The following is a 21,218-nucleotide window of genomic DNA, read 5'->3' on the forward strand; positions in this document are numbered from 1 at the left end:
CGCCAGCGATTGGATCGTTAGGCCTCGGCGTACCGGATGCCCCGCCCCCGTGCGCAATTGCGCGCTAGGCGGGACATGACATCGCACCGTAAACTCCCTACCCCGCCGGCACGATCACCATGCCCTTGTCCTTCGGCCAGCGGATGCGCCAGGCGAAGTTGATGTCGTGGGCCTCGCCGGGCTTGGCGTCGAATGTCCATTCCAGCACACCGCGCTTGTCGCGGATGTTGCTCGCGGTGGGCGGCGTGGTCGCGGGCAGCATCTCGACCACGATGTCCTCGTTCTCGCTGACCGGCAATTGATCCTCGATCGCAACCTTGATCGGGAAATCGTGACCATTGCGGATCGTCGTCTTGAATGAACGCTCGTCGGTCTTCGAAGTCGTGACCAGCAGACCCGCCGAGCCTTCGTTGCGCTTGAGCACTGCGCGCTCGATCTTGATCTTGTCATCGGCGCCGAAGCCGAGCCGCACGATGTCGTCCTTGGCCGACGCCGTGATCTTGCCGCGGCCGACGAAGATGCCGTCGCGGTAGATCGCGACCTTGCCAGGCAGCAATGTCGTATCGTCGGTCTGCTTGAAGCTGGCCTCGAGGAAGGCGGTCGGGTCCATCACCGGTGCGGCGCGCACCACCAGATCGACGGGCACATTCACCGAAGCGATACGGAGGCTCTTGGCGCCCTCGGCGGCACCGAGGCTGACGCGGCCGGGAATCCTGAAGGTGGCCTGGAAGTCGCCGATTTCGGCAACCGCCTGCTGTTCTTCGGCGCGTTCACGCGGCTCAGAAGCCTCCGCGACTTTGGGCATCAGCGGCTGCATCTGACGTGCGACCGGGGCGGGCCGCGCCAGATCAGAGGCCGTGCCGAGCGCCAGCGGCCTCGGCACCTGCGGATATTGTGCCACCAGCGAATTCAGCTCCGGGGCGCTGCCGCCGCGGCCGATGCGCACCGTGGAGACGCCGAGCGTCACGTTGGACCAGTCTTCGCCGGTCGATTGCGTGATCTCGGCACGGCGGACGAGCTCGAGCTGCGGCTTGCGGTCCTTGGCGCCGGTGTCGAGCCGGGCGTCGTAGAGCGGCAGCCAGCGCGCGTTGCGCACGGCATAGGTCACCCGCAGCGTCGCCTTCGTCGCGGCGGCCGAGGCGACGTCGATCCGCACCTCCAGCTTGCTCGGCGGCTTGGCCGAACGCTCGACTTCCAATTGTGCGATCTGGCGATCGATCTCGCGCTGTTTTCGTGTGGCATCGCGGATCGCAGTGTCCGCCGTCGCAGTCTCTTCAGCCACCGCCGCAAAGGCCGCGCGCCATTCGGTGATCGGGCGCGCTTCACCCTTGTCGCCGAGGCCGGCGGGCGAAGCTTCGGCGAAGTGCTGCGCGAAATTGCGCCGTGCGGTGGCCGAGTCGATCGCACCTTGCAGGTCTGCCCGCTGATCCCTGAGCGCCTCGATGCGCTTGTCGAGCTCGGGCAGGTTCACGGGCGGCGCCGCACGCGGCGGCCGCGCGTCGATCGTGCCGATGGTCAGCTTGGCGCCCGCCTCGCCTTCGACGCGGAGGGAAGACGGATCGAGCGAGAGCGGAAAATCCTTGGCGACCAGCGTCGAGTCACCCGAGGCGAGATCCAACGAAATGACGCGGGTCACGGTGGCGCCATCGGGATAGACGGTGACCGTGTCGATCGCGGATTTGGCGTCCACGTCGGCTGCCCGTGACGGCACCGCGACGGCCGAGGTCACCAGGACCAGGCTCGTGGTTGCCAAATATTTCGCGATGATGCGCATAAATCCCTCCTGCCATTATCGCCGCGCCGCCAGCCGGACGCGTGCGATCAGATGCCTCGCCATCGTGATGAGACGCGGGGGGGAAGGAACTGGTTCGATTGGGGTTTCCGTGGGGCGCTTCGGCGGCGGCACGGTGGCCGCGGAACGCCTTATGGTCCCGCCAGGCCTCAGATCTGGGTTGGAGAGCCCTGGCCGAAGATGCGGCGGAGCAGATCGGTCACGTTGCGGGCGCCAGCCTTCCTCAGGATGCTGGCGCGGTAGCCCTCGACCGTCCGCGCGCTCAGATGCATGCGGCGGGCGATTTCCTTGTTGGTCAGCCCCGCGGCGAGATGCTCGAGCACCGCGCCTTCGCGCGCGGTGAGGGGTTCGCGCCCGGGCAGCCAGCGCTGCCGGTTCGAGCCGGGCTGCGCGAACTCGTCGATCGCAGCATCGATACGATCGACGATGTCACGGCTGCGGAACGGCTTTTCGATGAAGTCGGCCGCGCCGCTCTTGATGGCGTCGACCGCCATGGAAATGCTGCCGTTCGCCGAGGTCACCAGCACCGGCGCCATGCAGTTTTCCTCGCGCAGCCGCTTGAGCACGTCGAGGCCGGAGCGATCCGGCGGCATCTCCAGCAGCACGCAGGCCGGCATCCGCGCTCTCGCCTCCGATAGCAGCGAGGCACCATCGGCGAAGCAGATCACGTCATAGGCGCTCTGTTGAAGCGCGGTCGAAAGCTGCTCGCGGGAGACCGCGTCAGTTTCAATGACGAACACCTCACCCTTGGAAACCATGTTTCCCGGCATCATCCCGATCCAGCAATGTCTTGGTCAAATGGCCCGAGACGGCAGCGGGCCCCGTCGCCACCGCGCCGTCGTGAGCACGGCATTCACGCCAGTGCTTCGGTTTCCCCTATGTATGTTCCAACGCGTTCCCGGATTTGACGGATGGGGACATAAACTTTACATTTCGGGACATCCCTCATGGCTGGCGGGAAACGGGTCGCATGACCGACCTCATTCGCAGCGCAGGCTTGAGCTATTATCCGGAGGTCGCCCGATCGGTCGGACTCGACCCCAGGCAGATGATGCGCAAGGTCCGACTGCCGCTGGCCTGCCTCGACAAGCCCGACACGCCGATCGCCGTCGCCGGCCTGCGCCGCTTGCTCGAATTGTCGGCCGAGGCATCCGGCGCCGAAGATTTCGGCTTGCGCCTTGCCGAGCGGGGCGGCCTGACCAATTTCGGCGCGGTCGGTTTGATCGTGCGCGAACAGGCGACAGTCGGCGAGGCCATCGCAGCATTCTCACGCTTCATTCATGTCCATCACGAGGGCATGCGGCTCGATGTTGCGCGCGACAAGCACACCGTGACAGTCACGCTGCATCTGCGCGGCCGGCAGCCGAGCGCGCCGCGTCAGGCCATCGACATGGCGCTCGGCAGCGTCCACCGCATCATCCAGTCGCTGTTCAGCAGCGATTGGCGGCCACTGGAGGTGCAACTGCATTATCCGCCGCCGCACGACCGCAAGCGTTATCGCGAGTTCTTCGGTTGCCGCGTCACCTTCAATGCGGATGACGATGCGATCCTGTTGTCGGCGCACGACATGGAGCGCCGGATCCCGAGCGCGCATCCGCTGATCGCGAATTATCTGCGCAAACGGATCGAGGCGATCGAGACGCGCCCCGCAAGCTGGGAGGCAAAGGTCGACGAGGTCGTGCGCAGCCTGCTCGCCAGCGGCGATTGCACCGTCGAGCACGTGGCCGAGCATCTCGCCTGCACCCGGCGCACCATCCACCGGCGCCTTGCTGCATCAGGCAGCAGCTTCTCGGCCATCCTCGATGCACAGCGCGCCTATCTCGTGATCCAACTGATCGACGACACGCGCCGGCCGCTGGCCGACGTCGCCGTGCAGCTCGGCTTCTCCGCGCAGAGCGCCATGGCACGCTGGTTCCGCGGCCGTTTCGGCTGCACCGTCACCGAATGGCGCAAGGGCATGCGGGGCGAGGTGCCCTCGCAGACCGCGGCGTAAGCTCAGCGTGCCGGGACCGGCACGCCCATGATGGCAAGCGCCCGCCGGCGGCTGCCGGCGAGCAGCGGGCCGAACGCAATGGCAAATCCGAGGAATGCGACGACCCAGCCGCAAGCGGCGATTTGCAGCAGCGCGCCACTGTACGCAGGCAGTACCACCGCGGCGACCCGCGCCAGCGCCGCGACGATGATCGCGACGTAGATCCCCTGTGTCGCGGGCGAAGCCGTCAGCGCCTGCCCGGTGTGGCCGAGGCTCGCGCGCGTCATCACCGCGAGCGTCATGGTTCCGGCCGCCCCGGCCATCCAGGCGTGAATGCCCGCACTCGGCGGCAGCGCGCCGAAGGCAGCGAGCGCATGCAGGAGGAATCCGAGCGGCACGAAAAAATAGCCGACGTGGAGGATCAAGAGCAGCCGTTCGCGGAACGTGCGGTCGCCGGCCCAGCGCGCAAGCCGCACCAGGTGCAGCACGCCGACGAGCGTCATCGCGACGCCGGTGACGGCATTCAATGGCGCCACGATCCACGCGATGAGCGCGAGCGCGCTGCATCCGATCACCGCGCCGTCGAAGCGTCCGAACGGCACCGGCAGGCGGCCGGGATTGAACTTGACCAGCCAGTTGCGGGTGAAGCTCGGGATGATGCGGCCGCCGATCAGCGCGATCAGCAGCACGACCACGCCGATGCCGATGCGGATGCCGATATCGGCCGTGCCTTCGAAGTGCGTTTCGAGATGAAAGGCGATGTTGCCGGCAAGCAGCACCAGCACGAGCGCCACCACAGGCAGGTTGCGCCAGTTACCGCCTGCCATGATCTCGCGCGCCGCGGCGGCGACGACCAGCGCCAGGAAGGCGGCATCGACGAGAAGCGCGAACACCCAGCCCGTGTCGGCCGACAGCATCACCGCAATGCGCCCGGCAAGCCAGACCACCAGCAGCGCCCCCAGCGAGGTGCCCTGGATCGGCAACCGCCCGGTCCAGTTCGGGATCGCCGTGAACAGGAATCCGGTGATCACCGCAGGCAGGAAGCCGTAGAGCATCTCGTGGACATGCCAGTCGCGCGGGGCGAAGGCTGATGTCACTGACAGCTCGCCATAGAACATCGGCAGCCAGACCAGGATCGACACGGCGGCCTGGATCGCGGCGAACAGGAAAAAGGGCCGAAAGCTGTTCGCAAACAGCGGCCAGCCCTCAAAGTTGCGGGATCGGGCGCCAGCCATGGGGTCAACTCCTGGAAATTCAAACCGGTGTCTGGAAAAATACTGCCGCCCGGCCGGCCCGTTTTGCGCTATCGCAAACTGTTGGACGATTGCAGGTGCCATCACACTCCCCAGCGCCAAGGAGACAGAATGGCCAAGGTCGACACATCGCTGGTTGCGCATTTGCCGCTGTTTGGGGGCGTCAAGCCGGAGGACCTCGAGGAAATCCTGCGCGAGGCCCGCTCGGCGCGTTACCCCAAGAACAGCACCATCTTCGAGCAGGGGGCGGACGCGCAGTCCTTCTTCCTGCTGCTGCACGGCCACGTCCGGGCCGCCAAGACCACGCCGACCGGCGAGCAGATCGTGGTGCGCTATGTCGCGCCCGGCGAGACGTTCGGCCTCGCGATGGCGATCGGAGCCGCGCACTATCCGGCGACGGCGATGGCGGTCGACGACAGCGTGGTGCTGATCTGGCCGACCTCGGCCTGGCCGCGGCTGATCGAGCGGTTTCCCTCGCTCGCCGCCAACACGCTCCAGACGGTCGGCACGCGCCTCCAGGAGAGCCACACCCGCATCCTGGAAATGTCGACCCAACAGGTCGAGCAGCGCGTCGCGCATGTGCTGCTGCGCCTCGCCAAGCAGTCCGGCAAGAAGCTCGATCATGGCATCGAGATCGACTTCCCGATCAGCCGCCAGGACATCGCGCAGATGACCGGTACCACGCTGCACACCGTCAGCCGCATCCTGAGTGGCTGGGAGAGCCAGGGTCTCGTCGAGAGCGGCCGCCAGCGCATCATCCTGCGCGAACCGCACAGGATCGTCGTGCTGGCGGAGCGGAGCCCCGACAGCGGCGCGGCGTGAGAGCAGCGCCAGAACGTTTCCCTACCTGCTCTGTGCCTGCAAGATAGGAGCGAGGGGCGATTCCGCTTACGGCGAAAGCGCGCCCTCACCCGGGAATCCGCACGCGCCCGCGCGAATTCCGGACCACCTCACGCCGGCACGCAGTCGCAGAGCGCGGCGAGGAATTTCTCGCGGTCGATGCCATGCTCGCGGCAGGCGTCATCCACCGTGTGGAAGGTCGCGATCGGGCAGCCGACACAGGCCATCCTGAAGGCGAGAAACACACGGATCGTGTGCGGCGCCGTGCGCATGATGTCATCGACCAGATCGTCGGATCGGAAAGACATGGACAACTCCGTTCCGAGAGGACGATAGCGGAGCGCGGCGGAGTTTCTTTGTTGAAGCGCAAGCTGTTGCCAGTTCACCAGCTTGTCATTCCGGGGCGCAGCACGAGTCCGGAATCCATTGTGCAGCGCGTGATGTGGAACAATGGATTCCGGACTCGCGCCAAAGAGGCGCGCCCCGGAATGACGGAGAGAGCATCTAAACCGCCCGGCTGTGCAGCTGCTTTCCCGGATCCAGATGCGCGTCGAACGCGGCCGCGACGCTGCGGACCAGGAAGCGGGAGTCCCTGGCGACCGCGAGCTTGTCGCCGTCCAGCCTCACCACACCGTCAGAGATCAGCGGCTTCAGACGCGACGCCGACTTCAGCATCGCCTCGGGCTCTGCGCCATGGCGCGCGCAGATGTCGCCGAGATCGGCGCCGAACTCGCACATGATGCGCTCGATGATGTCGGCGCGCAGCCGGTCGTCATCGGTGAGCCCATAACCCTTCGCGGTGGCGAGACGGCCAGCGCTGATGCATTGCGCGTAGGCGCCGATCTGCACCTCGTTCTGGACGTAACCTTGCGGCAGGTGTCCGATCGCGCTCGCGCCGAAACCGAGCAGCACCTCGGCCTTGTCGGTGGTGTAGCCCTGGAAATTGCGTCGCAGCGTCCGCTCCTCGAAGGCCACGGCCATGGAATCGTCGGGTCGCGCGAAATGGTCGAGCCCGATCTGCACGTAGCCAGCCTCCTTCAGCGCATTCGCGATCGCGCAAGCCTGGTCGTGACGCGCAGGGCCGTCGGGCAGGACGGCCTCGTTGATCATGCGCTGATGCTTCTTGAAATCAGGCACATGGGCATAGCCGAACACCGAGAAGCGGTCGGGCGCGAGCGCGAGCGCGCGCCGGACCGTGTCCAGGCACGAGGCGACGGTCTGGTGCGGCAGCCCGTAGATCAGGTCGAAATTCACTCCCGCGATATCGGCGCGCCTGAGCATGTCGACGACGCAGGCCGTCTGCTCGAAACTCTGCACGCGGTTGATCGCGCGTTGCACGACGGGATCGAAACTCTGAACCCCGAGGCTCGCGCGGTTGACGCCGGAGAGCCGCATCGCCTCCACCATGTCGGCGGTCAGCGTCCGAGGATCGATCTCCACCGCGATCTCGGCCGTGGGCAGCACGAAGAACGCCTGGCGCATCGTTGCCATCAACTCGACGAAAGCTTCCGGCGCCATGATCGTCGGCGTGCCGCCGCCGAAATGAATATGCTCGACCTTGATGCGGCGGCCGATCGTGTCGGCCACTTGCACGATCTCGCTGCGCAATGTCCGCTGATAGGCCGCGATCAGCTCGTCGCGGCGGACGATCTGGGTATGGCAGCCGCAATACCAGCACATCTCGCGGCAGAACGGCACGTGCAGATAGAGCGACGCGCCGGCGCCCGCCGGGAGCTCGGCAAGCCACCCGGCGTAGGTGTCTCCACCGATCGCAGGCGAAAAGTGCGGTGCGGTCGGGTAGCTCGTGTAGCGCGGCAACCGTTCGTCGCCGTAGCTCACCGCGAGATCAGCTCTCATATCTTACCCATTCGTAAATCCCAGCCGCGAACGGTTGCGACAAGTCCCGGATGGCGCTCAATTTATCCGTTTTCGAGCAAACGACCTTGCGCTTGCTCAAAGTCCAAGCGCCGAAGCGGGACTATTGGGACTCGACCATTGCCCTTTCGGAGATGACGCCATGGCGCCGTTCGCCCTCGATCTCATTCTCTGGCTCACCGGCGTTCGCGGCCACATTCCGCGCTTCGACGATTTTCGTCCCGTACCCGCGGCGCCCACGACCGGCGCCGGCCATCCCATGCGCGTCCTGGCCATCATGGCGACTGTCTTTGCCGCGCTGTCGCTCGCGGTCTGGGGAACGGTCTGGCTTGCGATCCAGCTGCTCTAGCCGAAGCAATCAGTCTGTCGGAATCGACCGCAATTGAACATGCGAACGAATTGCCGCTACGCGGCTGACGCCGCACCAATATCCGTCTTCTTGCTCTCGCGGCAATTGCCGTAAACCTCTTAAGGATCTTCGCGGAGGCAAATCCGGCTGAAGGTTGTTGCAGCGCAAATCATCTTGCTGTGATCGGCGCACACTGCATCCGTCATCAAAACCATTTTCAGATGAAGGATGCTTCCGATGTTCCCCCGCAGAGCTGCACTGATCGGCGCCGCCGCGACTGCGCTGATGTTGGCGACCCCCGCTTTGGCCGCTGACGATCTCAAACTGCCTCGACAGAAGGTCGAGCTGGTCGCTCCGCCTTTCGTGCATGCGCACGAACAAGCGACCAAGCAGGGCCCCAAGATCATCGAGTTCAAGCTCACCATCGAGGAGAAGAAGGTCGTCGTCGACGAGAAAGGCACCACCTTCCAGGCGATGACCTTCAACGGTTCGATGCCGGGACCGCTGATGGTCGTGCATGAGGGCGACTACGTCGAGACGACGCTGGTCAATCCCGCCACCAACACCATGCCGCACAACATCGACTTCCATTCCGCGACCGGTGCGCTCGGCGGCGGTGCGCTCACGCTGGTCAATCCCGGCGAGCAGGTCGTGCTGCGCTGGAAGGCGACCAAGACCGGCGTATTCGTCTATCACTGCGCGCCGGGCGGCCCGATGATCCCCTGGCATGTCGTCTCCGGCATGAACGGCGCCGTGATGGTGCTGCCGCGCGACGGACTGAACGACGGCAAGGGCCACGCGCTGAAATACGACAAGGTCTACTATATCGGCGAGCAGGACATGTACGTGCCGCGCGACGAGAAGGGCAATTTCAAGTCCTACGATTCGCCCGGTGAAGCCTTCACCGAGACCGAAGAGGTGATGAAGAAGCTCACGCCGACCCATGTCGTGTTCAACGGCAAGGCCGGCGCGCTGACCGGCAAGAACGCGCTGACCGCCAATGTCGGCGAGAACGTGCTGATCGTGCATTCGCAGGCCAACCGCGACAGCCGTCCGCACCTGATCGGCGGCCATGGCGACTATGTCTGGGAGACCGGCAAATTCGGCAATGCCCCCGAAGTCGGGCTCGAGACCTGGTTCATCCGCGGCGGTTCTGCGGGCGCAGCGCTGTACAAATTCCAGCAGCCCGGCATCTACGCCTACGTCACGCATAACCTGATCGAGGCCGCAGATCTCGGCGCCACAGCGCACTTCAAGGTCGAAGGCAAATGGAACGATGATCTGATGACCCAGGTGAAAGCGCCGGCCGAAATTCCGGCGCAGACGCAGGGCGCCCTGGAGACCGGCCGCAAGACCAACTGACAAACAGAGGGGCCGGCAAATCGCCGGCCCCTTTTTCATTGCGGGGATCACCATGCTGATCGCATTCAAGCTGAAGTTGGCGCTGGCCTGCGCGGCCGGACTCGCGGGACCGCTGGCGGTCGCGCCTCTGGTCTCCGAGATGGCGACGCCGCGCGCGGGCGGCGAGCCGGCGATCATCGAGATCGCCGCCGGCAGCTTGGTCTATCGCGAGGCCGGTGATTTCACGCGCGCCGGGCAGCAGGCCGAAGCGCCGCTGCGAAAGCTGCGGTTCAACAGACCGCTTCACATCATGCGCGAACAGGTCTCCTCCGCCGACTTTCAGCTCTGCGTGCAGGATGGCGCATGCCGCGCGCTGGGCCGCGACGTCGTCGTCGCGCCCGATCGCCCTGCGGTCCAGGTGAGCTGGTACGACGCCGAAGCCTATGCGGGCTGGCTCTCGCGCAAGACCGGCAGGCATTATCGCCTGCCGAGCGACGAAGAATGGGCATTTGCCGCCGGCAGCCGTTTCAAGGATGACGGCGTGCCGGTCGACGCAAGCGATCCTTCGAAGCGCTGGATCAGCCGCTACGAGCGTGAGTCTGAGCGCGACCTCGCCGACACCACCGCCTATCCGTTCGGCAAGTTCGGCCTCAACGAGCACGGTCTCGAAGACATCTCCGGCAACGTCTGGGAATGGACCTCGACCTGCTTCGTGCGCTCGCGGGTCGACGAGACCGGCAATGCCATCCGCCCGACCGTGAATTGCGGCGTGCGCGTCGCGGAAGGCGCGCACCGCGCCTATGTCACCGATTTCATCCGCGACGCCCGAGCCGGCGGCTGTGCGCAAGGCGTGCCGCCAGCCAGTCTCGGCTTCCGGCTGGTGCGAGAGGAAAGGTCGTGGGTCGCGAGTGTGTCGGCGCGCTGGGGCAAGGTGTGGTCGGCGAGGTCTTGACGCTGGTAGCGGGAGCGCGCTCGTGCCTCTCCAATGTCGTCCTGGCCTAGTGCGCAATTGCGCACTAGACCAGGACGACACCGGGGATGTAGAAGCGACCTGCCGCCTCGCGACCTCCCAGGCCCGATCACCCGCCTGACCCGCACGTTCAAGCGAAAATGGCCGGGCAAGCCCGGCCATTCGCAACTACTTCCAGAGCCTTACGTGTTCTTCAGCGCGACGCGGAATTCGGCTTCGGTCTTGGCCTTGACTTCGTCGAGCGAGACGCCGTCGGCGAGTTCGATCAGGGCCATGCCGCCGTCGCCGTGCTTGTCGATGGTGAAGACGGCAAGATCGGTGACCACCATGTCGACCACGCGCTCGCCGGTGAGCGGCAGATTGCACTTCTTCAGGAGCTTCGGACCGTCCTTGGCGGAATGCTCCATCACCACGACGACGCGCTTGACGCCGGCGACGAGGTCCATCGCGCCGCCCATGCCCTTGACCATCTTGCCGGGGATCATCCAGTTGGCGAGATCGCCGTTCTGGGCCACCTGCATCGCGCCGAGGATCGACAGATCCATGTGGCCGCCGCGGATCATGCCGAAGGAATCGGCGCTCGAGAAATAGGACGTCGAGGGCAGTTCGCTCACGGTCTGCTTGCCGGCGTTGATCAGGTCCGCGTCCACCTCGTCTTCATAGGGGAACGGGCCCATGCCGAGCATGCCGTTCTCGCTCTGGAGGCTGACGTCCATGCCGTGGGGGATGTAGTTCGAGACCAGCGTCGGAATGCCGATGCCGAGATTGACGTAATAGCCGTCGCGCAGTTCCTTCGCGGCGCGCGCGGCCATCTGTTCACGGGTCCAGGCCATCGTTGTGCTCCTGTCGATTCTTTAGTGGCGCATGATCTGATCGGAAAACCGGCTTCCACTTTTCCGGATCATGCGCTGGTGCGCGGGCGGGTGTTACGGAATTCGATGCGCTTCTTGGCCGTACCGACCTCGACGATGCGCTTCACGAAGATGCCGGGCGTATGGATGTGATCGGGATTGAGTTCGCCGGCCGGAACCAGATGCTCGACCTCGGCCACGGTGATCTTGGCGGCGGTCGCCATCATCGGGTTAAAGTTGCGCGCGGTCTTACGGTAGATGAGGTTGCCGGCGGTGTCGCCCTTCCAGGCATGCACGATGGCGAGGTCGGCGAACAGGCCGCGCTCCATCAGATACTTCTCGCCGTCGAACTCCTTCACTTCCTTGCCTTCGGCGATCAGCGTGCCGACGCCGGTCTTGGTGTAGAAGGCCGGGATACCTGCGCCGCCGGCGCGAATGCGCTCGGCCAGCGTGCCCTGCGGATTGAATTCGAGTTCCAGCTCGCCGGCGAGAAATTGCTGGGCGAACAGCTTGTTCTCGCCGACATAGGACGAGATCATCTTCTTGATCTGCCGGGTTTCCAGCAGGCGGCTGAGCCCGATGCCGTCGACGCCGGCATTGTTGGAGACCACCGTCAGGCCCTTGACGCCGGACTCGCGGATCGCGTCCGACAGCTCCTCGGCGATGCCGCAGAGGCCGAAGCCGCCCGACATGATCATCATGTTGTCTTTGAGAATGCCGTCGAGAGCCGACTTGGCGTCGGGATAGACCTTGTTCATGCAAATGACCTTCGACTGAACCTTCGGCTTGCGGGCGTCGCGCCTTATTGGCGGCGATTATTAGGCGAAATTCTCCGAGGCCGTCAATGATACGGGGTTCTCCGTTCCGCCCCCGGGTGATAGAAGCTGCCCACGCCGTGGGCAGAATCGCCCGCGGCCTTGAAAGCGACAAGAAAACCCATCAAGTTGCGGGGGTTGGGCGTAGGCACGCAGGTTTCCCGACCCGCCCTTCTGGCTCCAACGACCAACCCGATCAGGACATGCCATTGACCATGGCCCAAGGAATGAAGCGCCTCGGGACGCCGATCGCGGCGCTGCTCGGCGTGGCGCTGATAGCCCTGATCGCGACCTCCTGGCTCATCAACCGTGACGCGCTGCGCAAGGCGGTGGAAGCGCAGATCCGCGACGTGACCGGGCTCGAGCTCAGTGTCGCAGGCAACATCGACATTTCGGTCCTGCCGGCGAGCTACATCTCCTTCCGCGACGTCGGTCTCAAGGGCGGCGGCGCCAACGATCCCGCGCTCCATGTCGACGTGCTCACCGCCAATTTGCGGCTGCTGCCGCTGCTGCTGCAACGATTCGAGATCGCCGACCTGGCGCTGCTGCGGCCGCGCATCCATGTCAGCCTGAAGCCGGACGGCGAGAGCAACTGGACACCCTTCATCCAGACCATTGCACGCACCATGAAGCCCGGGGCCGACAACCAGGTGTCGTTCTCCGAGATCAGGATCCAGGACGGCGTACTCAATTACGAGGACGCCGCTACGCACGCCACCGAGAAGCTCGAGGACATCGACCTGTCGCTGGCCTGGCCCTCGATCTCGCGCTCCTTTGCCGCGACCGGACAGTTCGACTGGCGCGGCGAGCGCGTCGACGGCTCGATCAGCTTTTCCGATTTCGTCGCCGCCCTCTCCGGCGAGCGGTCGGGGTTGAAGGCGCGGATCGCGAGCGCGCCGCTCAAGCTCGCCTTCGACGGCAGCGTCGCCAACCGCACCAGCCCGATGATGGAAGGCACCCTCACCATCGACAGCCCGTCCTTGCGCAACGCCCTGCGCTGGACCGGACAGCCGCAGCCGGGCAGCGGCGGCTTCGGCCGTTTCGCGCTGAAGGCGCGCGCCAACGTCGTGGGTGCCTCGATCGCTCTCACCAACGTCAATGTCGAGCTCGACGGCAATACCGCCGAGGGCGTCATGACCTACGCCAATAACGGCCGGCAGACGCTGCAGGCGACGCTCGCCGCCGACGCGCTCGACTTCACGCCTTATATCTCGACCTTCCGCCTGCTCGCGAGCGGGGCGCGCGACTGGAACAGACAGCTGTTCGATCTCAACGGATTGTCGACCACCGACCTCGACATGCGCCTGTCGGCGGCAAAGCTGACGGTCGGTCCGTCGAAGCTCGGCCGCACCGCGATCGGCGCCAATTTGCGCAACGGCACGCTGGCGCTCTCGGTGGGCGAGGCCCAGATCTTTGGCGGCATCGCCAGGGGCTCGTTCGGCATCGCGCGCGCCGACAGCGTCGCCGACATCAAGGCGCAGTTCCAGTTCACCGATGTCGATCTGCAGGCCTGCGCCACCGAGCTGTTCGGCATCAACAAGCTCTCGGGGCGCGGCAACATCAACGTGTCGCTCTTCGCTTCAGGCTCGAGCCCGTTCGGCCTCGTGCAGTCGCTCGACGGCAGCGCCACCGTCAACGGGCATGACGGCGCGATCGCTGGCTTCAACGCCGAGCAGCTGCTGAAGCGTCTGGAGCGGCGGCCGCTGTCGGGCGGCGGCAATTTCCGCAACGGCTCGACCCCTTATAACAATCTCACCATCGCGGTGAAATTCGCCGATGGGATCGCCACCGCCGAGGACATCCGCATCGAGGGACCCGCGGCGAAGATCACGCTGACCGGCACCGCCTCGGTGCCGACGCGCGAATACGACATGAAGGGCGTGGCGAGCCTCAACACCACGTCCGGCTTTCAATTGCCCTTCATGGTGCAGGGGCCTTGGGACGATCCCCTGATCTTCCCCGACCCCGAAAGCTTGATCCGCCAGTCGCCTGCGGCGTCTCCCTTCCTCGATCTCCTGAAGCAGCGCATCACCGGGGGCGGAAAGCGCCCCGCGCAGGACGGATCGCCGACGGCGGAGAATGCGAAGGACAGCGCCAAATCCAACTAGCAGGCTGTTGAAGAAGTAGCCAATCGGCGGGCGATAAAAGGAATGTCGTCGCCGCCTTCGAGGCATATCTTACCTTCGAGCGAGCCATCGGCGAGCTCTTCTGCCCAACCACGGCCTTTTGCGGGCTCCATCTCGTCGTTGCCATCCCATGTGAACTCGACGGCATCGCCTTCGCAACGGCCGTATATTGCCCCGGTGAGACAATCCAGGGCGAACTCGCCACCATCGTTTGTGAACAGGATGTAAGAGCCCGACCCGGCCATGTCGTGATCGGGCGTTTCCACGACGCGCCATTTGCCCCGCACGCTCATAGCTGCACCGCCAGCAGCTTGGGCAGGCGGATCAGATTGTAGGCGGCAAGCGCCAACGTAAAGACGGCGTCCACACGCTCGCGCCCTCGCAGCTTTACCTTGGCCAGACCGGCGGAACTCTTGATCCATCCGAACACTTCCTCAATCCGCTTGCGGCAGCGTTGGCTGATCTCGTAGCCGGCATGGCGGGTGGAGCGGGCATCGACCGCCGTCTTGCGCGGGACGCCTGTCTTGCTGAGGTGTCCGTCGATTGCGATGTGCGGCGTCACCGATCGTTCTCTCAAGTCGTGCACGAACTGCGTAACGTCATAAGCCTTGTCCGCGCCGAGCGTGACCCGCCGGCCTCTGGGATGGCAATTATCAATCAACGCCAGCGCTGTCTCTCGTTCGGCCGTACCGGTGGCCTGGCTGACAATGCCGCCGACCGCCAAACCATGGCGATTTTCCATCAGAGCATGCCCCATGTAGCAGAGCTTGGCCGGCTGCCCATCGCCCTTCTTGTACAGCCGAGCCTCCGGATCGGTGGTGCTTTGGTGCGTCTTGTTTGAACGCTTCTCCTTGTGGAAGCTGCGCTCAGCGTTACGTCCCGGCCCCCACTGTCGTTGTCGCCTCCATCCCTTCTGCGGAAGCTCTTGATCGAAGCCCACGCCTCAATCAGCGTGCCGTCCACCGAGAAGTGGTCGCTCGACAATAGCCGCTTCACTTTCGGCTGAGCCATTACCGCGGAGAGGAACTTAGCGGCGATCTCACCCTCTAGCAGCCGGTCGCGGTTCTTGGAAAAGGTCGAGTGGTCCCACACCGGATCGTCCACGCCAAGACCGACAAACCAGCGGAACAACAGGTCGAACTCCAGCCGCTCCATCAATTGTCGTTCCGAGCGGATGCCATAGAACGCCTGCAACAACATCGCCCGAAGCAGCCTCTCCGGTGCAATCGAGGGTCGGCCAAAGTCCGTGTAAAGCCCCGCAAATGCCTTCGATAGATCGTCCAGCGCAGCGTTCACAATCTCCCGGATCTTCCGTAAGGCGTGATCCGGGCGAACCCGCGCTTCAAGATCCACGTAACTGAAGAGCGATCCAGACCGCTCGTCCGATCCCCGCATCATGGCCTCCCGATTCAACTATCGAGAGAATCACGTCCACTGCCATCCCGCCAGAGACTTCTTCAACAGCCTGCTAGAGTGATCAACGTCGCTCTCTTAGGGATTGGCAGCCTGCAGGCCACGGGCTCGATTTGCCAGGCTGAATACTGCGACCGATTTTGCAAACGCTGCGTCAAGCGGCCGGTTGCGTCGTCGAGATCCAGCTCTTGTCCTCCCGCACCAGCGCTGCCTCCGCGATCTTCGTCCCGGCCGTGACAGTGCCGCTCTGTCCCAGTTCACGGGCCAGCACCTCGCGGTCACAGGCGTCCTCCCACAGCGAAACGGTGATGGACGCGACACAGTTGCTGATCATGCTGGTCAGCGCCCGCGCCTCCGACATGAAGCGGTCGATGCCGACAAGCAGCGCCACGCCGGTCACCGGCAAATCCGGCATGACCGAGAGGGTCGCGACAAGCGCGACGAAGCCGCTGCCGGTGACGCCGGCCGCCCCCTTGGACGTCAGCAGCATCAGTCCGAGCATCGCCGCGATCTGACCCCATGACAGGTGAATGTCACAGGCCTGCGCAATGAAGATGGAGGCCAAGGTGAGATAAATGGCGCTGCCGTCCAGATTGAACGAGTAGCCCATCGGCAACACGAGCCCTGACACGCCTTTCCGGCATCCGAGCTGCTCCAGCTTGCGCAGCGCGCCAGGCAGCGCCGGCTCCGACGACGACGTGCCGAGCACGATCAGCAGTTCTTCCCTGAAGTAGCGGATGGTCTTCCACAGACTGAAGCCGTTCAGCCGCGCCAGCGTACCAAGCACGACGACCACGAAGACGGAGCAGGCGATATAGAATGTCAGGATCAGCAGTCCGAGCGAACCAATCGAGCGGATGCCGTAGCGGCCCACCGTGAACGCCATGGCGCCAAAGGCGCCGAGCGGCGCGAGCTTCATGATGAAGCCGAAGGATACAAACAGCACGTGAGAGAACGAGGCGACTGCCTTTGTCACCACGACGCCGCCATCGCCGGCACGGCTTAGGCCAAAGGCGATCAGGATGGAGATCAGTAGCACCGGCAGCACTTCGCCATCGGCAAACGCTCCAAAGAACGAATGCGGGATGATGTGCAGCATGAAGTCCGCAAATCCGGTCGCACCTGCCTGCTTGGTGAATTTCGCAGCCACCGACGGGTCCAGCGTACTGACGGAAACATGCATGCCCGCCCCTGGCTGGATCAGCGATACAGCGATCAGGCCGGCCATCAGCGCGAGCACGGTCAGCAGGTAGAACAGCGCCATGGATTTCACCAGCGTGCGGCCGACCTCGCGGGAATCGCTGATGCTGTTGATGCCGCTGACGATGGTGCAGAACACGATCGGCGCGATCATCATCTTGACCAGCTTGACGAAGCCGTCTCCGAAGGGCTTCAGCGCGGCGCCAAATTCAGGCCAGAAATGGCCGGTGAGGACGCCAAGCATGAGGCCGATCAGCACCTGGACGTAGAGAATCCGGTAGAATGGTTTTCGCGGCTCACTGTTCTCGGGCCCAGCCAGCGCTTGCTTGTGCATTCTCGTTTCTCCCATGGCTCTGATTTTCTTGATGGCTGCGGAGGCGGCGGGCTTCAGGCCGCCAAGACCGAATGAGGCACATGCGACCGGCGGGCGAAGACGTGGCCCTCGAAGATCCGCCGGGCTGTCCGCTGCACCCGGGCGACCGGACCGGGCTCCAGCCGAACCACGAGCTGGCCGGAGGGATGAGCGAGCGTGATCGGCACCGGCGGCGCCAGCGGTCCCACCATGTCTGCGGCGATAGTCCCGGGCGTGACACAGGCCGTCGCGATTGCGACAGCGCCGGTCACCGCCAGCGCGCCATGGCAGTCATGCGGCATGAAGTACCGGGTGTTCAACGTCGCCTCGCCCGCAGACGCAATCAGAACCGGCTTCGGGATCACCATTGTCGTGGAATTTGGAAAACCCATCAGGCGCCCGGCTTCGATGCGCAAGTTCTCGAGACGCGCGCGGAAGCCGCTGTCGGCGAAGTCCGAAGGTGCCTCACGGCCGGTCCATCCCAGATCCGCCGCGCGGACCAGCATGACCGGCATCGCCGCGTCGATGCAGGTCACGTCGATCCCTTCGATGCGATCGATCGGTCGTCCTGTCGGCAGCAGGCGACCGGTGCGTGCGCCGGCCGCGTTAGGGAACGACAGTTCGATGGGCGCGGCCGTTCCCGGTACGCCGTCGATCCGCGCCTCGCCCTCGTAAGTCACCCGCGCTCCGGGGGTGGCAACGGTCGCATCAATCAGCTTGCCGGTGTTGACATTGTGGATGCGGACATGGGTGCGATCTGCGGTCGCGGCGACCAGGCCGGCCTCGATTGCGAACGGCCCCACCGCCGCCAGCATGTTTCCGCAGTTCGGCGAGGTATCGACAATCCCTTCACGAACACGTACCTGGGCAAACAGGTAGTCAACGTCGGCGCCGGGCACCGTTGGCGGTCCGATGATCGCGACCTTGTTGATAACGGCATTGCCGCCGCCGATTCCATCGATTCCAAGATCGTGGCCGCCTCCCATCACAGACAACAGGACCGCGTCGCGCGACCTGGGGTCGGCGGGAAGATCGCGGGCCAGGAAAAACGGTCCGCGTGAGGTACCCCCGCGCATGACCACACAGGGAATGGCAATCTGATCGTTCATGGAATTCTTCCGTTCGGCGACATCTTCGCCCGAACCGGAGCATCCTCCCTCTGAACTCTTTTGTGAAATGCAAATATCTGAGGTATTATTTCGTTTCCAGAAAAAATGGAGTCCTGCCATGAACGCAGAACTGCTCGACCTCAGGGCGTTCATCACCGTCGCGGAGACGGGAAGCTTTGTCCGGACCGCCAAGGCGCTGAACCTGTCTCAACCAGCGCTCAGCCGACGTATTCAGAAGCTGGAAGAAAGCCTCGGTGCGCCGTTGCTCGAGCGGTCGACGCGCCACGTCAATCTCACCATGACCGGCCGCGACTTCCTGCCGAAGGTGCGCCGCCTCATCGACGAGTTTGAGACCTCGGTGCTCGCCATCCAGGATATCGGCGCGCGAAGTTCAGGCTTGGTCTCGGTGGCTGCGGTGCCGACAGCAGTGTTCTATTTCCTGCCGCGAGCGATCGGCCGGTTTGCCGAAGCGTATCCGCGCATTCGCATCCGGATTCTGGACATCGGCGCCAATGAGGGATTGGAAGCGGTCGCGCGCGGCGAAGCCGACTTCGGCATCAATTTCATTGGTGCATCACATGCCGAAATTGAATTTGAGAAACTGGTTGAAGATCCTTTCGTCCTGGCCTGCCGTCATGACCATCCGTTGGCATCGCGCAAACAGGTAAGCTGGTCGGAGATCGTGCCGCACCGGGTCATCACCGTCGGTCGCAACAGCGGCAATCGCGCGTTGATCGACAATGCGCTGGCGCGACACGGCCTGCAGCTGAACTGGTCCTATGAAGTCGCGCATCTCTCAGGTTCGCTTGGCCTCGTCGAAGCGGGACTCGGAATCGCCGTGCTACCGAAACTCGCGACGCCCGTCGCCGGCCATCCGATCATTCACACCATTCGGTTGATCGAGCCGGAAGTGTCGCGGACGATCGGAATCGTGCGCAGGCGCGGGGCGACACTATCCCCTCATGCCAGCCAATTTCTCAAGATGCTGCTCGAGGCGTGGCGCTCTCCTTCCCGGACGAGCGGGCAAGTCAAGCCGCGGCCCCGATCCGCCGAGGCAAGTTCAAACACAGCATCGACGGGTCTGAAGCGGAAACGCTGATAGCTCGCCGGCAGACCGGGGCAAGACCGTTCCCTGTCGAACTGGAGTTCCTCGGATCAATCCGCCCGTTTCACAGAGACATTTTTGGCCCTGCAGCCAGAGCACCGCTGCCTTGCGAGCGGGTTGCGTTGCGTTCAGTCCTCATACTGCTTAAAACGCCTTTCGCTGGCGGCGAGCAGCCGCGCATGGTCAGGCCAAGCCAGAACGCACAAGGCGAATTGATTGCCGCGAATTGATGCGGCGATTGGATCGATGCGCGCATTAAGCATCTCCGCGAGGCTCTATCCCCACGACATTGGTCTGACAAGATGGCGCTAGATCAGACTTCCGCCATGCGCTAGTGTTTTATACGACCGGTTAAAAACACCGGCCGTTTGAGGGAGAAAAACGTGAGATCCAAGGTTATTGGCGCAGTATCATTGGCGGTCGCTGCGGTTGGGCTGTTTGCGGCCACTGCACCCGCCTTTGCGCAGCAGAAGACGATTACGGTCTGGTGGGGCAAGGGCTTCTATCGCTCCGAAGACGACGCGTTGATCGACACGATCAAGAAATTCGAAGCCAAGACCGGCATCAAGGTCGAATTGTCGCAGTACGCGATCCAGGACATGATTCCGAAGACGGTCGCCGCGCTCGATGCCGGCACCGTGCCCGATGTCGCCTATTCCGACTCTTATGACGTGCAAGCACAGGGCAAGTGGGCTTACGAGGGCAAGCTCGAGGACCTCACGGATGTCATGGAGCCGATCAAGGGCCGGTTCGTGCAGAACACGCTGGACGCGTCGATCCTCTACAACGATGTGACCAAGAAGAAGGCTTATTACGGCTTCCCGCTGAAGCAGCAGAGCATGCACGTCCAGATCTGGAACGACATGCTGGAGAAGGCCGGCTTCAAGCAGAGCGACATTCCGACCGACTGGACGGGCTACTGGACGTTCTGGTGCGACAAGGTGCAGCCGGCGATCCGCAAGGCGACCGGCCAGCGCATCTATGCCGTCGGCCAGCCGATGGGCGTGGAATCCACCGACGCCTTCCAGTCGTTCTACACCTTCATGGACGCCTACCACGTCAAGCTGGTTGACGACGACGGCAAGCTGCTGGTCGATGATCCCAAGGTCCGCGAGAACCTGATCAAGGCGATGAAGGACTACACCGACACCTACATCAAGGGTTGCACGCCGCCCTCCTCGACGACCTGGAAGGATCCTGACAACAACGTCGCCTTCCACAACAAGACCATCGTGATGACTCACAATTTCACGATCTCGATCGCGGCGAAGTGGTTCGAGGACTCGCAGAACCAGGCCCTTACCCAGGAGCAGCGCGACGCCGGCAAGAAGGCCTATGAACAGGACATCATCACGGCGTCCTTCCCCAAGGCGCCGGATGGTTCGACCATCCGCTACCGCTCCGACGTCAAGACCGGGCTGGTCTTCACCGCGGCCAAGAACAAGGCCGAGGCCAAGCAGTTCATCAGCTTCCTGCTCCAGGAAGAGAACGTCCGTCCCTATATCGAGGGCGCACTGGGCCGCTGGTTCCCGGTGACGAAGGAAAGCCAGGAAAGCCCGTTCTGGCAGGCTGACAAACACCGCAAGGCGGTCTACACGCAGTTCAAGGGCGGCACCGCCGCGTTCGACTTCACCAAGAACTGGAAGTTCACGATCCTCAACAACGAGAACGTGTGGGCGAAGGCGATGAACCGGGTGGTGAGCGAGAAGGTTCCGGTCGACAAGGCCGTCGACGAACTGATCGCCCGCATCAAGCAGGTCGCGGGTTAAGTCATCCGCCCCTCTCCCCGCGTTGCGGGGGGAGGTGTAAGAACAACACCGGCCGCGTTTCGCGGCCGGCTTCTCTTTGAAGAGAC

18 protein-coding genes and 1 pseudogene are annotated in these 21,218 nt (G+C 64.0%); 8 read left to right on the forward strand and 11 right to left on the reverse strand.

Features of this window, described 5'->3' with window-relative positions; all coding sequences use genetic code 11:
- Positions 1-97: 97 nt before the first annotated feature.
- Together XH85_RS41100 and XH85_RS41105 are read right to left on the reverse strand one after the other, a co-directional pair.
- Positions 98-1,774 (reverse strand): mucoidy inhibitor MuiA family protein, encoded by a 1,677-nt coding sequence (locus XH85_RS41100; RefSeq protein WP_128936463.1) that lies wholly within the window; start codon positions 1,772-1,774, stop codon positions 98-100.
- A 167-nt stretch (positions 1,775-1,941) separates the two neighbouring features.
- Positions 1,942-2,562, reverse strand: coding sequence for a response regulator transcription factor (locus tag XH85_RS41105; protein ID WP_128937608.1), 621 nt, complete (start codon positions 2,560-2,562; stop codon positions 1,942-1,944).
- A gap of 200 nt (positions 2,563-2,762) precedes the next feature.
- On the opposite strand from XH85_RS41105, the gene XH85_RS41110 reads away from it, so the two are divergent.
- Entirely contained in the window at positions 2,763-3,785 is a 1,023-nt protein-coding gene (locus XH85_RS41110; protein ID WP_128936464.1) for an AraC family transcriptional regulator, read from the forward strand.
- A gap of 2 nt (positions 3,786-3,787) precedes the next feature.
- Here the strand turns inward: XH85_RS41110 and XH85_RS41115 are convergent, their stop codons facing one another.
- Complete coding sequence (locus XH85_RS41115; protein WP_128936465.1) at positions 3,788-4,999, reverse strand: NnrS family protein; 1,212 nt, start codon at positions 4,997-4,999, stop codon at positions 3,788-3,790.
- 129 nt (positions 5,000-5,128) lie between these two features.
- Here XH85_RS41115 and XH85_RS41120 point away from each other — a divergent pair, with 129 nt between their 5' ends.
- Positions 5,129-5,839, forward strand: a complete 711-nt coding sequence (locus tag XH85_RS41120; protein ID WP_091888281.1) for a Crp/Fnr family transcriptional regulator — start codon at positions 5,129-5,131, stop codon at positions 5,837-5,839.
- Between the two features lie 128 nt (positions 5,840-5,967).
- Here the strand turns inward: XH85_RS41120 and XH85_RS41125 are convergent, their stop codons facing one another.
- On the reverse strand, positions 5,968-6,165 hold the full coding sequence (locus XH85_RS41125; protein WP_091888479.1) for a DUF1858 domain-containing protein: 198 nt from the start codon (positions 6,163-6,165) through the stop codon (positions 5,968-5,970).
- A 196-nt stretch (positions 6,166-6,361) separates the two neighbouring features.
- Positions 6,362-7,714 (reverse strand): oxygen-independent coproporphyrinogen III oxidase, encoded by a 1,353-nt coding sequence (hemN, locus tag XH85_RS41130; protein ID WP_128936466.1) that lies wholly within the window; start codon positions 7,712-7,714, stop codon positions 6,362-6,364.
- Between the two features lie 160 nt (positions 7,715-7,874).
- Between hemN and XH85_RS41135 the strand changes: the two genes are divergently transcribed.
- The 3 genes from XH85_RS41135 to XH85_RS41145 all read left to right on the forward strand — a co-directional run bounded on the left by XH85_RS41135 (position 7,875) and on the right by XH85_RS41145 (position 10,374).
- The gene (locus XH85_RS41135) at positions 7,875-8,081 is read left to right on the forward strand and encodes a hypothetical protein (protein WP_128936467.1); all 207 of its coding nucleotides are present in this window, start codon (positions 7,875-7,877) and stop codon (positions 8,079-8,081) included.
- A gap of 237 nt (positions 8,082-8,318) precedes the next feature.
- Positions 8,319-9,443, forward strand: a complete 1,125-nt coding sequence (gene nirK / locus XH85_RS41140) for a copper-containing nitrite reductase (protein ID WP_164940418.1) — start codon at positions 8,319-8,321, stop codon at positions 9,441-9,443.
- Positions 9,444-9,495: 52 nt separating this feature from the next.
- The gene (locus XH85_RS41145) at positions 9,496-10,374 is read left to right on the forward strand and encodes an SUMF1/EgtB/PvdO family nonheme iron enzyme (protein ID WP_128936469.1); all 879 of its coding nucleotides are present in this window, start codon (positions 9,496-9,498) and stop codon (positions 10,372-10,374) included.
- 200 nt (positions 10,375-10,574) lie between these two features.
- Here XH85_RS41145 and XH85_RS41150 read toward each other — a convergent pair whose 3' ends face one another.
- Both XH85_RS41150 and XH85_RS41155 read right to left on the reverse strand, forming a co-directional pair.
- Positions 10,575-11,225 carry a 3-oxoacid CoA-transferase subunit B gene (locus XH85_RS41150; RefSeq protein ID WP_128936470.1) on the reverse strand — a complete coding sequence of 217 codons (651 nt, stop codon included), beginning with the start codon at positions 11,223-11,225 and terminating at the stop codon, positions 10,575-10,577.
- A gap of 68 nt (positions 11,226-11,293) precedes the next feature.
- A complete protein-coding gene (locus XH85_RS41155; protein WP_027573157.1) occupies positions 11,294-12,001 on the reverse strand; it encodes a CoA transferase subunit A in 708 nt (235 codons plus the stop codon).
- Between the two features lie 272 nt (positions 12,002-12,273).
- Here XH85_RS41155 and XH85_RS41160 point away from each other — a divergent pair, with 272 nt between their 5' ends.
- Positions 12,274-14,166, forward strand: coding sequence for an AsmA family protein (locus XH85_RS41160; protein ID WP_164940421.1), 1,893 nt, complete (start codon positions 12,274-12,276; stop codon positions 14,164-14,166).
- On the opposite strand, the gene XH85_RS41165 is transcribed toward XH85_RS41160, so the two are convergent.
- The 4 genes and pseudogenes from XH85_RS41165 to XH85_RS41180 all read right to left on the reverse strand — a co-directional run bounded on the left by XH85_RS41165 (position 14,163) and on the right by XH85_RS41180 (position 18,258).
- Positions 14,163-14,477: a hypothetical protein gene (locus XH85_RS41165; RefSeq protein WP_128931407.1), complete on the reverse strand. Its 315-nt coding sequence runs from the start codon at positions 14,475-14,477 to the stop codon at positions 14,163-14,165. The genes XH85_RS41160 and XH85_RS41165 overlap by 4 nt on opposite strands.
- Positions 14,474-15,579 (reverse strand): annotated as a pseudogene (locus XH85_RS41170) (IS5 family transposase). Before XH85_RS41170 ends, XH85_RS41165 begins: the two are co-directional and overlap by 4 nt.
- 172 nt (positions 15,580-15,751) lie before the next feature.
- On the reverse strand, positions 15,752-17,131 hold the full coding sequence (dctA, locus tag XH85_RS41175; RefSeq protein WP_128936471.1) for a C4-dicarboxylate transporter DctA: 1,380 nt from the start codon (positions 17,129-17,131) through the stop codon (positions 15,752-15,754).
- Positions 17,132-17,184: 53 nt separating this feature from the next.
- The gene (locus XH85_RS41180) at positions 17,185-18,258 is read right to left on the reverse strand and encodes a 4-oxalomesaconate tautomerase (RefSeq protein ID WP_128936472.1); all 1,074 of its coding nucleotides are present in this window, start codon (positions 18,256-18,258) and stop codon (positions 17,185-17,187) included.
- Between the two features lie 118 nt (positions 18,259-18,376).
- On the opposite strand from XH85_RS41180, the gene XH85_RS41185 reads away from it, so the two are divergent.
- Positions 18,377-19,357: a LysR family transcriptional regulator gene (locus tag XH85_RS41185; protein WP_164940420.1), complete on the forward strand. Its 981-nt coding sequence runs from the start codon at positions 18,377-18,379 to the stop codon at positions 19,355-19,357.
- 389 nt (positions 19,358-19,746) lie between these two features.
- Positions 19,747-21,132 (forward strand): ABC transporter substrate-binding protein, encoded by a 1,386-nt coding sequence (locus XH85_RS41190; RefSeq protein WP_091888259.1) that lies wholly within the window; start codon positions 19,747-19,749, stop codon positions 21,130-21,132.
- Positions 21,133-21,218: the final 86 nt, after the last annotated feature.

Source organism: Bradyrhizobium zhanjiangense, from assembly GCF_004114935.1.
In the GTDB taxonomy this organism is placed as follows: domain Bacteria; phylum Pseudomonadota; class Alphaproteobacteria; order Rhizobiales; family Xanthobacteraceae; genus Bradyrhizobium; species Bradyrhizobium zhanjiangense.

Excerpts from the sequence above, each read along its gene's own strand:
- XH85_RS41160 (WP_164940421.1), top strand. The coding sequence starts at position 12,274 with ATGGCCCAAGGAATGAAGCGCCTCGGGACGCCGATCGCGGCGCTGCTC.
- XH85_RS41120 (WP_091888281.1), top strand. The coding sequence starts at position 5,129 with ATGGCCAAGGTCGACACATCGCTGGTTGCGCATTTGCCGCTGTTTGGG.
- dctA (WP_128936471.1), bottom strand. The coding sequence starts at position 17,131 with ATGCACAAGCAAGCGCTGGCTGGGCCCGAGAACAGTGAGCCGCGAAAA.
- hemN (WP_128936466.1), bottom strand. The coding sequence starts at position 7,714 with ATGAGAGCTGATCTCGCGGTGAGCTACGGCGACGAACGGTTGCCGCGC.
- XH85_RS41150 (WP_128936470.1), bottom strand. The coding sequence starts at position 11,225 with ATGGCCTGGACCCGTGAACAGATGGCCGCGCGCGCCGCGAAGGAACTG.
- XH85_RS41165 (WP_128931407.1), bottom strand. The coding sequence starts at position 14,477 with ATGAGCGTGCGGGGCAAATGGCGCGTCGTGGAAACGCCCGATCACGAC.
- XH85_RS41115 (WP_128936465.1), bottom strand. The coding sequence starts at position 4,999 with ATGGCTGGCGCCCGATCCCGCAACTTTGAGGGCTGGCCGCTGTTTGCG.
- XH85_RS41155 (WP_027573157.1), bottom strand. The coding sequence starts at position 12,001 with ATGAACAAGGTCTATCCCGACGCCAAGTCGGCTCTCGACGGCATTCTC.
- XH85_RS41105 (WP_128937608.1), bottom strand. The coding sequence starts at position 2,562 with ATGCCGGGAAACATGGTTTCCAAGGGTGAGGTGTTCGTCATTGAAACT.
- XH85_RS41125 (WP_091888479.1), bottom strand. The coding sequence starts at position 6,165 with ATGTCTTTCCGATCCGACGATCTGGTCGATGACATCATGCGCACGGCG.
- nirK (WP_164940418.1), top strand. The coding sequence starts at position 8,319 with ATGTTCCCCCGCAGAGCTGCACTGATCGGCGCCGCCGCGACTGCGCTG.
- XH85_RS41110 (WP_128936464.1), top strand. The coding sequence starts at position 2,763 with ATGACCGACCTCATTCGCAGCGCAGGCTTGAGCTATTATCCGGAGGTC.
- XH85_RS41145 (WP_128936469.1), top strand. The coding sequence starts at position 9,496 with ATGCTGATCGCATTCAAGCTGAAGTTGGCGCTGGCCTGCGCGGCCGGA.
- XH85_RS41135 (WP_128936467.1), top strand. The coding sequence starts at position 7,875 with ATGGCGCCGTTCGCCCTCGATCTCATTCTCTGGCTCACCGGCGTTCGC.
- XH85_RS41100 (WP_128936463.1), bottom strand. The coding sequence starts at position 1,774 with ATGCGCATCATCGCGAAATATTTGGCAACCACGAGCCTGGTCCTGGTG.
- XH85_RS41180 (WP_128936472.1), bottom strand. The coding sequence starts at position 18,258 with ATGAACGATCAGATTGCCATTCCCTGTGTGGTCATGCGCGGGGGTACC.
- XH85_RS41185 (WP_164940420.1), top strand. The coding sequence starts at position 18,377 with ATGAACGCAGAACTGCTCGACCTCAGGGCGTTCATCACCGTCGCGGAG.